The 13,289-nt window shown below is 66.5% G+C and carries 15 protein-coding genes and 1 riboswitch; of the genes, 13 read left to right on the forward strand and 2 right to left on the reverse strand.

What is annotated here, in order from left to right; genetic code table 11:
* Positions 1–94 precede the first annotated feature (94 nt).
* From def to ABD024_RS03735, 3 genes are all read left to right on the forward strand, one after another.
* Positions 95–631 (forward strand): peptide deformylase, encoded by a 537-nt coding sequence (gene def / locus ABD024_RS03725; RefSeq protein WP_343849820.1) that lies wholly within the window; start codon positions 95–97, stop codon positions 629–631.
* Between the two features lie 85 nt (positions 632–716).
* Positions 717–1,895 (forward strand): acyltransferase family protein, encoded by a 1,179-nt coding sequence (locus ABD024_RS03730; RefSeq protein ID WP_343849822.1) that lies wholly within the window; start codon positions 717–719, stop codon positions 1,893–1,895.
* Between the two features lie 132 nt (positions 1,896–2,027).
* Complete coding sequence (locus ABD024_RS03735) at positions 2,028–2,261, forward strand: hypothetical protein (protein ID WP_343854484.1); 234 nt, start codon at positions 2,028–2,030, stop codon at positions 2,259–2,261.
* Positions 2,262–2,293: 32 nt separating this feature from the next.
* On the opposite strand, the gene pyrF is transcribed toward ABD024_RS03735, so the two are convergent.
* Both pyrF and ettA read right to left on the reverse strand, forming a co-directional pair.
* On the reverse strand, positions 2,294–3,112 hold the full coding sequence (pyrF, locus tag ABD024_RS03740) for an orotidine-5'-phosphate decarboxylase (protein ID WP_343849824.1): 819 nt from the start codon (positions 3,110–3,112) through the stop codon (positions 2,294–2,296).
* 80 nt (positions 3,113–3,192) lie between these two features.
* The gene (ettA, locus tag ABD024_RS03745) at positions 3,193–4,860 is read right to left on the reverse strand and encodes an energy-dependent translational throttle protein EttA (protein WP_343849826.1); all 1,668 of its coding nucleotides are present in this window, start codon (positions 4,858–4,860) and stop codon (positions 3,193–3,195) included.
* Between the two features lie 190 nt (positions 4,861–5,050).
* Between ettA and glyA the strand changes: the two genes are divergently transcribed.
* From glyA to ABD024_RS03795, 10 genes are all read left to right on the forward strand, one after another.
* Positions 5,051–6,304: a serine hydroxymethyltransferase gene (glyA, locus tag ABD024_RS03750; protein ID WP_343849828.1), complete on the forward strand. Its 1,254-nt coding sequence runs from the start codon at positions 5,051–5,053 to the stop codon at positions 6,302–6,304.
* Between the two features lie 37 nt (positions 6,305–6,341).
* Positions 6,342–6,764, forward strand: a complete 423-nt coding sequence (locus ABD024_RS03755; protein ID WP_343849830.1) for a four helix bundle protein — start codon at positions 6,342–6,344, stop codon at positions 6,762–6,764.
* Complete coding sequence (gene nrdR / locus ABD024_RS03760) at positions 6,764–7,276, forward strand: transcriptional regulator NrdR (protein WP_343849832.1); 513 nt, start codon at positions 6,764–6,766, stop codon at positions 7,274–7,276. Before ABD024_RS03755 ends, nrdR begins: the two co-directional genes overlap by 1 nt.
* A gap of 128 nt (positions 7,277–7,404) precedes the next feature.
* Complete coding sequence (gene ribD, locus ABD024_RS03765) at positions 7,405–8,466, forward strand: bifunctional diaminohydroxyphosphoribosylaminopyrimidine deaminase/5-amino-6-(5-phosphoribosylamino)uracil reductase RibD (protein WP_343849834.1); 1,062 nt, start codon at positions 7,405–7,407, stop codon at positions 8,464–8,466.
* 107 nt (positions 8,467–8,573) lie between these two features.
* A riboswitch (FMN riboswitch) is annotated at positions 8,574–8,754 on the forward strand.
* 128 nt (positions 8,755–8,882) lie between these two features.
* The gene (locus ABD024_RS03770) at positions 8,883–9,524 is read left to right on the forward strand and encodes a riboflavin synthase (RefSeq protein WP_343849836.1); all 642 of its coding nucleotides are present in this window, start codon (positions 8,883–8,885) and stop codon (positions 9,522–9,524) included.
* 76 nt (positions 9,525–9,600) lie between these two features.
* Positions 9,601–10,692 carry a bifunctional 3,4-dihydroxy-2-butanone-4-phosphate synthase/GTP cyclohydrolase II gene (ribBA, locus tag ABD024_RS03775; protein WP_343849838.1) on the forward strand — a complete coding sequence of 364 codons (1,092 nt, stop codon included), beginning with the start codon at positions 9,601–9,603 and terminating at the stop codon, positions 10,690–10,692.
* Positions 10,693–10,788: 96 nt separating this feature from the next.
* Positions 10,789–11,715: a muramoyltetrapeptide carboxypeptidase gene (gene ldcA, locus ABD024_RS03780; protein ID WP_343849840.1), complete on the forward strand. Its 927-nt coding sequence runs from the start codon at positions 10,789–10,791 to the stop codon at positions 11,713–11,715.
* Between the two features lie 110 nt (positions 11,716–11,825).
* Entirely contained in the window at positions 11,826–12,290 is a 465-nt protein-coding gene (ribH, locus tag ABD024_RS03785) for a 6,7-dimethyl-8-ribityllumazine synthase (RefSeq protein WP_343849842.1), read from the forward strand.
* Positions 12,287–12,733, forward strand: coding sequence for a transcription antitermination factor NusB (nusB, locus tag ABD024_RS03790; protein WP_343849844.1), 447 nt, complete (start codon positions 12,287–12,289; stop codon positions 12,731–12,733). Before ribH ends, nusB begins: the two co-directional genes overlap by 4 nt.
* Positions 12,733–13,278 (forward strand): GNAT family N-acetyltransferase, encoded by a 546-nt coding sequence (locus tag ABD024_RS03795; protein WP_343849846.1) that lies wholly within the window; start codon positions 12,733–12,735, stop codon positions 13,276–13,278. The genes nusB and ABD024_RS03795 overlap by 1 nt, the downstream gene beginning before the upstream one ends.
* Positions 13,279–13,289 lie beyond the last annotated feature (11 nt).

The following is a 13,289-nucleotide window of genomic DNA, read 5'->3' on the forward strand; positions in this document are numbered from 1 at the left end:
GCTTTTTGCTGTTGAAGCATGGGGCATCGCCGCTTGTACCGGCATCGCATCGACCACAGATCATCCGGTAACAGTGTTCAAGGCGAGGCTCCGCATGATCCGCGAAATCCTGAAAATGGGCGACCCGCGCCTGCTGCGCATCGCGCCGCTGGTGCCCCCCGCGATGCTGGGCAGCGCGGAGCTCGATGCGCTGATCGCCGACATGTTCGAGACCATGCAGGCCGCCGATGGGGTTGGTTTGGCCGCACCGCAGATCGGCGTCGACCTGCAGCTGGTGATCTTCGGCTTCGAGCATTCCGAGCGTTACCCCGACGCCCCCGATGTGCCGCGCACGATCCTGCTCAACCCGGTGATCACGCCGCTGTCGCAGGACATGGAAGAGGGCTGGGAAGGCTGCCTGTCCGTGCCTGGCCTGCGCGGCGCAGTGAACCGCTACACGCTGATCCGCTACGAAGGCATTGACCCGCAGGGCACGCGCATCGAACGCACCGCCGAGGGCTTCCATGCCCGTGTGGTGCAGCACGAGTGCGACCACCTGATCGGCCGGTTGTATCCGTCGCGCATCACCGACTTCAGCAAGTTCGGCTATACCGACGTGCTGTTTCCGGGAATCGATGTAAAGGACGAGTGATGCATGCCGTATGGCAAGACCGGCAGGTTGCCCGTTGCGCGATACATCACGGATGATGCAGCACCCCAGCACGAGTGACCGAAGGATGCTGCCAGCGGAATCGACCCGGCCGGGTGCGCGTCATGACGCTCTTGCTCGCAATCCCGGCATCGACCTGCTGCGTGGGTTGGCGATCGTGCTGGTGGTGTTCAACCATCTCGGCCTGCGCATTCCGCTGAGGAAAACCGCGCTGGCCGACGTGCTGCCGACGTGGCTGCTGAGCCGGCTGAACTACAACGGCTACGAGGCGGTGTTCGTGTTTTTCGTGATCTCGGGATTCCTGATCGCGGGCAACGCGTTGCGCCGCTGGGGCAGCCTGGAACGGATCGACTTGCGCGCGTTCTACGCGCGGCGCTTCGCCCGCATCGTGCCGTGCCTGCTGGCGCTGGTGGCGGTGCTGAGCGTGCTGCACTTGGCCGGCGTGCGCGATTACACGATCGTCCACGCCAATCATTCGCTGCCGCGCGCGATCCTCGCCGCGCTCGGCCTGCACCTGAACTGGTACGAAGGACAGACTGGCTACCTGCCGGGCAGCTGGGACGTGCTGTGGTCGCTGTCGATCGAGGAGGTGTTCTACATCGGCTTTCCGCTGGTGTGCCTGCTGACGCGGCGGCGCTGGATCCTGCTGCCGGCGCTGGTGCTGCTTGCGTTGTCGCTGCCGTTCACGCGAGCCATGCTGGACGGCAACGAGATCTGGCAGGAGAAGGCTTACCTGCCGGGCATGGCGGCGATCGCTACCGGGGTGATCGGCGCGCTGCTGGCGGCGCGTTGGCCGACCCCGTCCGCAGGGCAGGTCGGGGCCCTCTACGCGTTCGGCGTGGTCGGCCTGCTGGCCTCGACGCTGGGCGGGCGCTGGCTGTGGCCGCTGCTGCACGACGGCGTGATGCTGTTGCTGACGGTGTCCGCGATGTCGTTGCTGCTCGCCTGCCAGGCGAGCCCGCCACGCCCGTGGCGTGGCTTCGGCTGGCTGCACTCGTGGGGGCGGCTGAGTTACGAGATCTACCTCAGCCATATGTTCGTGGTGTTTCCGCTGGTATGGCTGTATCGCGCCAGCGGCGGCGACGTGACCCTCGGCTTCCTGTGGTATCCGCCGGCGCTGCTGCTGTGCTGGGGACTCGGTGCACTGGTGGCGCACGGGTTGTCGCAACCGTGCGAACGCTGGTTGAGGCGGCGTCTGTCCAGGCCATCCGCGGTCGAGGCGACCGCCATCTGTCCGGCCGGCTGATGCTGCGTGCGCGCAGTCATGGCGGGTCCCTGCCGACGCCGGCAACAACCGTTGAACTCCCCGTAGCGTAAGCTGTGAGAGGGCGGCTGTCCGCCCGGGAGAAGTTCGGTGAAGAAAGAAGATGAAACGCACATGCAGATCGTTTCTGCGGATATCAGCTCGGAATCGCTCACCGGCATGGTGATTTTTCGGCCGCACTGCGTGTCGCGGTCGGGGCGCAACGTGGGTGAGACGAGCAAGACCGGAAACTGGTATGCCCTGCGCCCGGCCGAGGTACGCAGTTTTGCGCGTGCACTGCTGGACGCAGCCGACACGCTGGATCTGAAAGTGAAGACGCTGCAAGCATCGAAGGTGGCGGCCGGGTGACATGGCCGATGCCGCATCGTTGCGGCATGCGCTCAGTCGCGCCGGTACCGGTTGATCGTGTCGCGCAATTCGCTGGTCGCGGTGCGAGCGGCCGCGGCGAAGTCCTCGCCGTGACCCGCATACAGGATCGCGCGTGAGGAACTGACCAGCAACCCGGTGCCGTCGGCTGAGCGGCCGTGGTGCAGCACTGCTTTCACGTCGCCGCCCTGGGCACCGATACCCGGCACCAGCAACGGCATGTTCCCGACCACTGCACGCACTTTGCCCAGTTCCTCCGGCCAGGTGGCACCGGTGACCAGGGCGCAGTTGCCATGGCCGTTCCAGTCGCGGGCAATGGTCTCGGCCACGCGCAGATACAGCGGCTGGCCGCCGCAATCCAGCGCCTGGAAATCCGCGCCGCCAGGGTTGGAAGTGCGGCAGAGCAGGATCACGCCCTTGTCGGCACGATCGAGGAACGGCTGGATCGAGTCGCGGCCGAGGTACGGGTTCAGCGTCACCGCATCGGCCTGATAGCGCTCGAACGCCTCGCTGGCGTAGTGCTGCGCCGTGCTGCCGATGTCGCCACGCTTGGCGTCGAGGATCACCGGCACGCCGGGATGCTTCGCGTGGATGTGCGCGATCAGCCGCTCCAGCGCGTCTTCGGCGCGCAGTGCGGCGAAGTGCGCGATCTGCGGCTTGAACGCGCAGACCAGGCCGGCGGTGGCGTCGACGATGGCGGCGCAAAAGTCGAATACCGCGTCGGGCGTGCCGCGCAGGTGGGCGGGGAATTTCGCCGGCTCCGGGTCGAGCCCGACGCAGACCAGGGAGTCGTTGCGGGTCCAGGTCTGCTGCAGTGACTGCATGAAGTGCATCGAAAGTCTCCGTGCGTGCACCTCCCCCCTGCGCGTCCCCAAGGGACTTCCTTCGGTCGCAGGGGGAGGCTGGTAAAGCGTTACGCGAGCTTCTTGTATTTCACGCGGTGCGGCCGTGCGCCTTCCTCGCCGAGGCGGCGCTTCTTGTCGGCCTCGTACTCGTTGTAGTTGCCGGGGAAGAACTCCACGTGCGAGTCGCCCTCGAACGCGATGATGTGGGTGGCGATGCGGTCGAGGAACCAGCGGTCATGCGAGATCACGATCGCCGAGCCGGGGAATTCCAGCAGCGCATCTTCCAGCGCGCGCAGGGTTTCCACGTCCAGGTCGTTGGACGGTTCGTCAAGCAGCAGCACGTTGCCGCCCTGCAGCAGGGTCTTGGCCATGTGCAGGCGGCCACGCTCGCCGCCGGACAGGTTGCCGACGATCTTCTGCTGGTCGGTGCCCTTGAAGTTGAAGCGGCCGATGTAGGCGCGCGACTGGATCTCGAAGTTGCCGATGGTGATGATGTCCGAACCGCCGGAGACTTCCTGCCACACGTTGTTCTTCGGATCGAGCGCATCGCGCGACTGGTCGACATATGCCAGCTTGGTGGTGAGGCCGAGCTTCACCTCGCCCGAGTCCGGCGTTTCCTTGCCCATGATCATCTTCATCATGGTGGACTTGCCGGCGCCGTTCGGGCCGATCACGCCGATGATCGCGCCCGGCGGCACCTTGAACGACAGGTCATCGATCAGCACGCGGTCGCCGAACGACTTGGTGACGTTCTTGAACTCGATCACCTCTTGGCCCAGCCGCTCGCCCGGCGGGATGAAGATCTCATTGGTCTCGTTGCGGCGCTGGTAGTCGACCGAGTTCAGTTCCTCGAAGCGGGCCAGGCGGGCCTTGCCCTTGGACTGGCGGCCCTTGGCGGCCGAACGCACCCATTCCAGCTCCTTCGCGATCGCCTTCTGGCGCGACTTCTCCTGGTTCGCTTCCTGCTTCAGGCGGGCGTCCTTCTGCTCCAGCCATTCGGTGTAGTTGCCCTTCCACGGAATGCCGCGGCCGCGGTCGAGTTCGAGGATCCACTCGGCGGCGTTGTCGAGGAAGTAGCGGTCATGCGTGACCGCCACCACGGTGCCGGGATAGTCATGCAGGAATTTTTCCAGCCAATCCACCGACTCGGCATCCAGATGGTTGGTCGGCTCGTCCAGCAGCAGCATGTCCGGCTTGGACAGCAGTAGGCGGCACAGCGCCACGCGGCGCTTCTCACCACCGGACAGCGGGCCGATGATCGCGTCCCATGCCGGCAGGCGCAGCGCGTCGGCGGCTACCTCGAGTTGGCGTTCCAGCGCATGCGCATCGTTGGCGGCCAGCAGGTTCTCGAGCTTTTCCTGCTCCTTGGCGAGCTTGTCGAAATCGGCGCCGTCCTCGGCGTAGGCGGTGTAGACCTCTTCCAGCCGTTTCTGCGCGTCGAGGATTTCCGACACGCCTTCCTCGACCACTTCGCGTACGGTCTTTGCCGGATTCAGGTCGGGCTCCTGCGCCAGGTAGCCGATCTTGGTGCCCGGCTGCGCGCGCGCCTCGCCCTGGAAGTCCTTGTCGACGCCGGCCATGATGCGCAGCACGGTGGACTTGCCCGCGCCGTTGACGCCGAGCAGGCCGATCTTGGCGCCGGGGAAAAAGCTGAGCGAGATGTCCTTGATGATCTGGCGCTTCGGCGGGACGGTCTTGCTGACCCCGTTCATGGTGAAGATGTACTGCGAGCTCATGCAACCTCCGAAGGCGTGCGCCGCGCCGCCTGCTTAGGTCGGCACGGAAAGGGAATTCATCAAACCGCTTATTATAGCGGTTCGTGGCGTCGCACCGTCGCCGCCGCCCGGATCCGCCCGGCGGTGGCCGTAAACGCCCGGCAGCGCTACACTTTCCGGCTAAACCCGCTCCCTACCTGTTGAGGTCAGAATGTTCCCCAAGGACTGCACGATTGCCGGTTATGACGATGAACTGGCCAAGTCAATTGCTGAAGAAGGCCAGCGTCAGGAGGACCACGTCGAGCTGATCGCCTCGGAGAACTACGCCAGCCCGCGGGTGATGGAAGCGCAAGGTTCCAAGCTCACCAACAAGTACGCCGAGGGTTACCCGGGCAAGCGCTACTACGGCGGTTGCGAGTACGTGGACGTCGCCGAAAAGCTGGCGATCGAGCGGTTGAAGCAATTGTTCGACTGCGACTATGCCAACGTGCAGCCGCACTCCGGCTCGCAGGCGAACCAGGCGGTGTATCTGGCGCTGCTGCAGCCGGGCGACACCATCCTGGGCATGAGTCTCGCGCACGGCGGCCATCTCACCCACGGCGCCAAGGTCAACATCAGCGGCAAGCTGTTCAACGCGGTGCAGTACGGCGTCGACGAGAACGGCCTGATCGACTACGACGAGCTGCAGCGCCTGGCCACCGAGCACCAGCCGAAGATGCTGGTCGGCGGTTTCAGCGCCTACTCGCAGGTGGTCGACTGGGCGCGCATGCGCCAGATCGCCGATTCGGTCGGCGCGCTGTTCTTCGTCGACATGGCCCACGTCGCCGGCCTGGTGGCCGCGGGCGTGTACCCGAGCCCGCTGCCGCACGCGCACGTGGTCACCTCCACCACCCACAAGACCCTGCGCGGCCCGCGCGGCGGCATCATCGTCGCCAAGGGTGCGGGCGAAGAGATCGAGAAGAAGCTGCAGTCGATCGTGTTCCCCGGCATCCAGGGCGGCCCGCTGATGCACGTGATCGCGGCCAAGGCGGTGGCGTTCAAGGAGGCGCTGGAGCCTGCCTTCACCGTCTACCAGACCCAGGTGGTGAAGAACGCCAAGGCGATGGCGAAGACTTTCATGGCACGCGGCTACAAGATCGTTTCTGGCGGCACCGAGAACCACCTGATGCTGGTCGACATGATCGGCCGCGACGTCACCGGCAAGGCCGCAGAAGAGGCGCTCGGCAAGGCGCACATCACGGTGAACAAGAACGCCGTGCCGAACGACCCGCGCAAGCCCTTCGTCACCTCCGGCCTGCGCATCGGCACCCCGGCCGTCACCACCCGCGGCTACATGGAAGCGGACGTGACCGAACTGGCCAGCTGGATCTGCGACGTGCTGGATGCACCCGCCGACGAGGCGGTGATCGCCCGCGTGCGCGGGAACGTCACGGCACAATGCAAGAAGTTTCCGGTCTACGGTTGACGCGGGAACGGGGAACAGGGAACAGGGAACAGGGAACATGGAGGTTCCGGTGGCTCAGGATTTTCGGGAGTTGCGGGTTTGGCAGGATGCGATGGCGCTGGCTGAGGCGGTCCATACGGTGACGCGGAAGTTTCCTTCCGAAGAGCGGTTTGGATTGACGAGTCAGTTGCTTCGGGCTTCGGTTTCTATCGCGTCATGCATTGCCGAAGGCAATGCCCGCAGTTCCACACGTGACTATTTGAGGTTTTTGTCCATGTCTTGCGGCTCAGTTGCTGAAGTCGAAACACAGTTGCTGCTTGCGCAGCGCTTCGGCTATTTGTCTGACACCGACGTGTCCTCGCTGTTGACACCGCTGCACGGACTTGCAAGGCAGCTTCAAGCGCTGAAAAAGGCGCTGTCGTCCAGACTGGCTGCCAGCCATGCGTTCCCCGTTTCCCGTTTCCCGTTCCCCGCCCGCTGATGCACTGCCCCTTCTGCCAGCACGAAGACACCCGCGTGATCGACTCACGGCTCACCGAAGACGGCGCCAGCGTGCGTCGTCGGCGCGAGTGCGAGCAGTGCGGCGAGCGCTTCAATACGTACGAGACGGCCGAACTGAAGTTGCCGACGATCGTGAAGAGCGGCGAGCGGCGCGAGGTGTTCGACGAGCGCAAGCTGCGGGTGAGTTTCGAGCGCGCCTTGCAGAAGCGGCCGGTGGCCAGCAGTGACGTGGACAGCGCCGTGCGCACCATCATCAACGACCTGCGCCGCAGCGGCGAGCGCGAGGTGCCGTCGCGGCAGCTCGGCGAACTGGTGATGCGCGAGCTGAAGAACCTCGACCAGGTCGCCTACGTGCGTTTCGCCTCGGTCTACCGCAAGTTCGAGGACGTGCACGCGTTCCGCGAGGAGATCGAGAAGCTGGAGCGCGACCTGCCCGGACTGGCCGACTTGCAGTTGCCCTTGCTCGGCGGCGGCAAGCGTGAAGGCAAGTGACCTCACCGTAGGGGCGCACGCTGTGCGCGAAAAGCCCGCGTTGCGGTGACATCATTCGCGCACAAGGTGCGCTCCTACAAAGGCGCGGCGTCGTGACCGACTTTTTTTCGGCTTTTGATCACACTCACATGGCGCACGCTTTGCGCCTGGCCGAACGCGGTCTGTGCACCACCCAGCCGAATCCGCGCGTGGGTTGCGTGATCGTGCATGGCGACGAGGTGGTCGGCACGGGTTTCCACCAACGTGCCGGCGAGCCGCATGCCGAGGTATACGCGCTGCGCGAAGCCGGCGAACGGGCGCGTGGCGCCACCGCCTATGTGACGCTGGAGCCCTGCGCGCACCACGGCCGCACGCCGCCTTGCGCCGATGCGCTGGTTGCCGCCGGGGTGAAGCGGGTGGTGATCGCCGCCGAGGATCCGTTCCCGCAGGTTGCCGGCCGCGGCATCGGCACGTTGCGCGACGCCGGGGTCAGGGTCGATGTCGGCCTGATGCGCGAGGCGGCGCGTGAACTCAACGTCGGCTTCTTCAGCCGGATCGAGCGCGGCCGTCCGTGGGTGCGGGTAAAACTGGCGATGAGTCTGGACGGCCGCACCGCATTGGCCAACGGCGAGTCGAAGTGGATCACCGGCGAGGCCGCGCGTGCCGACGTGCAACGCTGGCGCGCGCGCAGCTCGGCGATCCTCAGCGGCAGCGGCACCGTGCTGGCCGACGACCCGCGGCTCACCGTGCGCCTGCCCGAAGGCGAGGCGTTCGCGCCGCCGTTGCGCGTGATCCTCGACCGCCAGCTGCGCACGCCGGCCGGTAGCCATGTGCTGGACGGATCGGTGCCCACCCTGCTGCTGCACGGCGCGGCGGCATCCGGCGCGGACGAGCGCTTCGCGCGGGTCGAGCGGATCGCGCTGCCCGCGCCTGGCGATGCCCTGGACCTGCGCGCCATGCTCGCCCTGCTGGCCGGCCGCGGTTGCAACGAGGTACATGTCGAGGCCGGCCCGACCCTGTGCGGCGCGCTGTTCGCCGCGGGCCTGGCCGACGAATTGCTGCTCTACGTCGCGCCCCTGCTGCTGGGCGATGCCGCGCGCCCGCTGCTGCAGCTGCCCTCGCTTGACGACATGGCCCGGCGCTGGCGGTTGCAGGTGATCGACCAGCGCATGCTGGGTGCAGACTGGCGGTTGCAGCTGCGCCCCGTCTGATCCGCGCGTGGCGCGCGCGGGCGAACGCTGCATTCGCCGCAGCGGCACCCGAGCCGGCGCGCGGCAGTGCTAGACTGCGCCGGCCGGTCATGCCGGTAAACATCACATAGCGTCTTCAGGGCGGGGTGAGATTCCCCACCGGCGGTAGGTTGAAGGGCCAGTCCCGACAACAAGCCCGCGAGCGCTCACGGCAACCGCCGTGAGGTCAGCAGATCCGGTCGAATGCCGGAGCCGACGGTTGGAAGCGGGTGACCGTTTCCTCACAGTCCGGATAAAGAGAAGACGGCAGGGCGGACGCTTCGCGGCGTGTGCCTGGCCTCATGCCTTGGGGCGTACTCGCTCGGATTCATGCGGATACGTTTCATGAAAGCCATCGCCATCATGCAGTCCATCGCCCTCCCGCCGGAGGTGCGTTGATGTTCACCGGCATCATCCAGTCCGTGGGCCGCATCGCGCGGCTCGAACCGCGTGGCGGCGACGTGCGGCTGGCCGTCGATACCGCCGACCTCGATCTCGCCGACGTGCAGCTGGGCGATTCGATCGCCGTGTCCGGCGTGTGCCTCACCGCGATCACGCTGGAACCACGCGGCTTCAGCGCCGATGTCTCCAACGAGACGCTGTCGCTGACTTCGCTGGGCCAGTTGAAGGCCGGCGACCCGGTGAACCTGGAAAAGGCGCTGCGCCTGGCCGACCGGCTGGGCGGGCACCTGGTCTCCGGCCATGTCGACGGTCTCGGCAAGGTGGTTTCGATCACCCCGGATGGGCGCTCGCAGCGCTGGACGTTCGAGGTGCCGGCGGCGATCTCGCGCTACATCGCGGCGAAAGGCTCGGTGTGCATCGATGGCACCAGCCTCACCGTCAACGAAGTCGCCGGGCATCGCTTCGGCGTCAATCTCATTCCGCACACGGTCGAACACACCGCGTTCCACGCGCGCCGCGTGGGCGACGCGGTGAACATCGAAGCGGACGTGGTGGCGCGCTACATCGAGCGGCTGCTGTCCAGCGGCGAGACGCCGCGGCTGGACGAGGCGTTCCTGAAACAGCACGGCTTCGCATAAACGCTCTCCATCTTTGCCGTCATTCCAGCGCAAGCCGGGATGACGATTCCTTCAGCTCCCCAGGGCAAGACTCATCATGGCTTTCAACACCATTCCCGAAATCCTCGAAGACATCCGCGCCGGCCGCATGGTCGTCATCCTCGACGACGAGGACCGCGAGAACGAGGGCGACCTGATCATGGCGGCGCAGATGGTGCGGCCGGAGGACGTCAACTTCATGGTGCGCGAGGCGCGCGGCCTGTTGTGCCTCACGCTCACCGAGCAGCGCACGCGCCAGCTCGGCCTGCGCCCGATGGTCAGCGACAACACTTCGGCCTACCACACCAACTTCACCGTCTCGATCGAAGCGGCCGAAGGCGTCACCACCGGCATCTCGGCGCACGACCGCGCGCGCACGATCCAGGTGGCGGTGAAGTCCGACGCAAAGCCGCAAGACCTGTCGCAGCCGGGCCATATCTTCCCGCTCACCGCGCAACCCGGCGGCGTGCTGACCCGCGCCGGTCACACCGAGGCCGGTTGCGACCTGGCCGCGCTGGCCGGACTGGAGCCTTCGGCGGTGCTGATCGAGATCCTGCACGAGGACGGCTCGATGGCGCGGCGGCCGGAGCTGGAGATCTTCGCGCAGAAGCACGGCCTGAAGATCGGCACCATCGCCGATTTGATCCGCTACCGCCTGGAGACCGAGAAGACCGTGCAGCGCGTGCACGAGGAAGACGTGGACACCGAGTTCGGCCCGTTCCGCCTGGTCGCCTACCGCGACGCGATCCGCCGTGGCCTGCATTACGCACTGGTACGCGGCAAGGTCGGCGACGGCGCGCCGGTGCTGACCCGCGTGCACGTGCGCAATACGCTGTCCGACGTGCTGCACCTGAAACGCGATGACCTCGGCCTCACCGTGACCTCGGCGCTGCGCCGCATCGCCGACGAAGATCGCGGCGTGCTGCTGGTGCTGTCCGGCGAGGACACCCCGGAGGCGTTGCTGGCCCGACTCAACCGCCAGCCCAGCAAGCAGGCGCCGCAAGAGGCGCAGCAGCAGGAGTGGCGCCAGCTCGGCCTGGGCGCACAGATCCTGGTCGACCTCGGCGTGCACCGCCTGCGCGTGCTGGGCACGCCGCGCAAGATGGTGGGGCTGGGCGGTTTCAGTCTGGAAGTCGTCGAGTACGTGTAGGAGCAGGGTGCGCTCCTGCACGGAATGCGCCTTGTTTTGCCATGCGGTTGCTGCTCCGTCGCCGCATAATCCGACTTTCCTCCACCGACCCGACCCATGCCCGACACCCGTATCCGCCTGATTGCCCCCTCCGGTTACCCGCACGATCGCGCCGCGATGGCGCGCGGCGTGGCACGGCTGCGCGAGGCCGGTTGCGAACTGGACGGGCTGGAGGTGCTCGATCGCAGCGAGCAGCGCTACGCCGGCAGCGACGCGGAGCGTGCGGCCGACCTCAATGCGCTGGCCACGCGGGACGAGTTGCCGGATGTCGTGCTGGCGATCCGCGGCGGCTACGGCGCCACGCGCCTGCTGACGCAACTGCATTACGACGCCTTGCGCGAACGGCTGGGTGGCAGCAGCACCGTGCTGGTCGGCCACAGCGATTTCACTGCCTTGCAGCTGGCGCTGCATGCGAAGAGCGGCCTGTGCACGTTCAGCGGGCCGATGCTGGGTGCCGACTTCGGCGCCGAAGCGCTCAGCGAATTCACCTGGCGGCATTTCTGGGACACCGTGCGCGCGCCGTCTGCGCAGGTCGCGTGGGCCACCACGTCCGAGCTCGAACTCGATGTCGAGGGACCGCTGTGGGGCGGCAACTTGGCCGTGCTGTGCAGCCTGGTCGGTACCCCGTATTTTCCGGCGATCGAGGGTGGCATCCTGTTCGTCGAGGACGTCGGCGAGCCGCCGTTCCGGATCGAGCGGCTGCTGTACCAGCTGCATCTGTCCGGCGTGCTGGGACGCCAGCGCGCACTGCTGCTGGGCAATTTCAGCCAGTGCCGACCCAGCGGCTACGACAACGGCTACGACCTGGGCGACAGTTTCGCGCAGATCCGTCGCGCCAGCGCGATGCCGGTGATCGACGGCCTGCCGATCGGCCACGAGCCGGACAAGTTCACCCTGCCATTCGGCGCGCCGGCACGGCTGCGGGTCGCGGGCGGCACGGCACAGCTGTCTTTCAGCGATTATCCGCATTTGCCGCCGCCCTGACGCCCCGCTCCCTCGGCGAGCCGGGGAGGGTGCCAAGCGAGCAGGCTGGCCGGCAAACCCGTAAAATGGCCGATCTGCATGGGCCGCGCGTCCAACCAAGGAAATCCGCAATGAAGATCATCGAAGGCGATTTCGCCACGCCGAAAGGCCGTTTTGCCATCGTCGCCGGCCGTTTCAACGGCTTCGTCGTGGAACCCCTCGTGGCCGGTGCGCGCGACGTGCTGGTGCGTCATGGCGTGAAGGACGACGCGATCGACCTGATCCGCGTGCCGGGTGCGTGGGAGATCGCGCTGGCCGCGCACAAGCTGGCCAACTCCGGCAAGTACGCCGCGGTGATCGCGCTGGGCGCGGTGATCCGCGGCGCCACCCCGCACTTCGACTACGTCGCCGGCGAATGCGCCAAGGGTCTGGCCCAGGCCGCCTACAGCTCCGGCGTGCCGGTGGCGTTCGGCGTGCTGACCACCGACAGCATCGAGCAAGCGATCGAGCGCGCCGGCACCAAGGCCGGCAACAAGGGTGCCGACGCCGCGGTCGCCGCGCTGGAAATGGTCAACCTGTACGGCAAACTGGCATGAGCCAGCATCCGCAGGGCCTCGACATGCAGGCGCGCTCGCGTGCCCGCCGCCGCGCACTGCAGGCGCTGTACGCGTGGCAGTTGAGCGGCAGCCACATGAATGCGGTGATCGAGCAGTTCCGCCACGAGCAGGACATGGAAGTGGCCGACCTCGAATATTTCGAGGACCTGCTGCACGGCGTGGAGAAGAACGTCGAGGCACTCGACGAAGCCCTGCGTCCGCACATCGACCGCGAAGTGGCGCAGATCGATCCGATCGAGCGCGCCGCGTTGCGGCTGGCCGCGTACGAGCTGAAGTTCCGTCCGGACGTGCCGTACCGCGTGGTCATCAACGAGGCGATCGAAGTCACCAAGCGCTTCGGCGCCGACCACGGCCACAGCTACGTCAACGGCGTGCTGGACAAGCTGGCCGGCGAGTTGCGCGCCATCGAAAAACGCGGCTGATGGAACGCGCCAGGGAAGCGCGGTACGAAGGCGCGGTGCCGGTGCTGGAAACGGCGCGGCTACGGCTACGCGCGCACCGGATCGAGGATCATGCTGCCCGCACGGCCATCTTGTCCGATCTGGAGGTCACCCGTTATCTCGGTGGCCGTCCGCTCACCGGCGAGGAAGTGTGGCGTCGCCTGCTGCAGTTCATCGGTCTGTGGAATCTGCTGGGCTACGGCTATTGGGCGGTCGAGGAAAAAGACACTGGCCTTTACGTCGGTGACATCGGTTTTGCCGACTTCCATCGCGACATGCAGCCCTCGCTGGTAGGCATGCTGGAGTTCGGCTGGGTGCTTGCGGCTCACTCGCACGGCAAGGGCTATGCGAGTGAAGCGGTTGCCGCCGCCACGGCCTGGGGCGCGCAGCATTTCGGCGCGCTGCGTGTGGTGTGCATTATCTCCCCGGAAAACCTGGCTTCGATTCGCGTGGCGGAGAAGGCCGGCTTCAGGCTGTGGCAGGAAACCACCTATCACGACGCTCCCACCCTGGTCTTCAGCCGTTAGTTTCACCGGCT

The organism is Rhodanobacter soli (genome assembly GCF_039523495.1).
GTDB classification, from domain to species: Bacteria; Pseudomonadota; Gammaproteobacteria; order Xanthomonadales; family Rhodanobacteraceae; genus Rhodanobacter; species Rhodanobacter soli.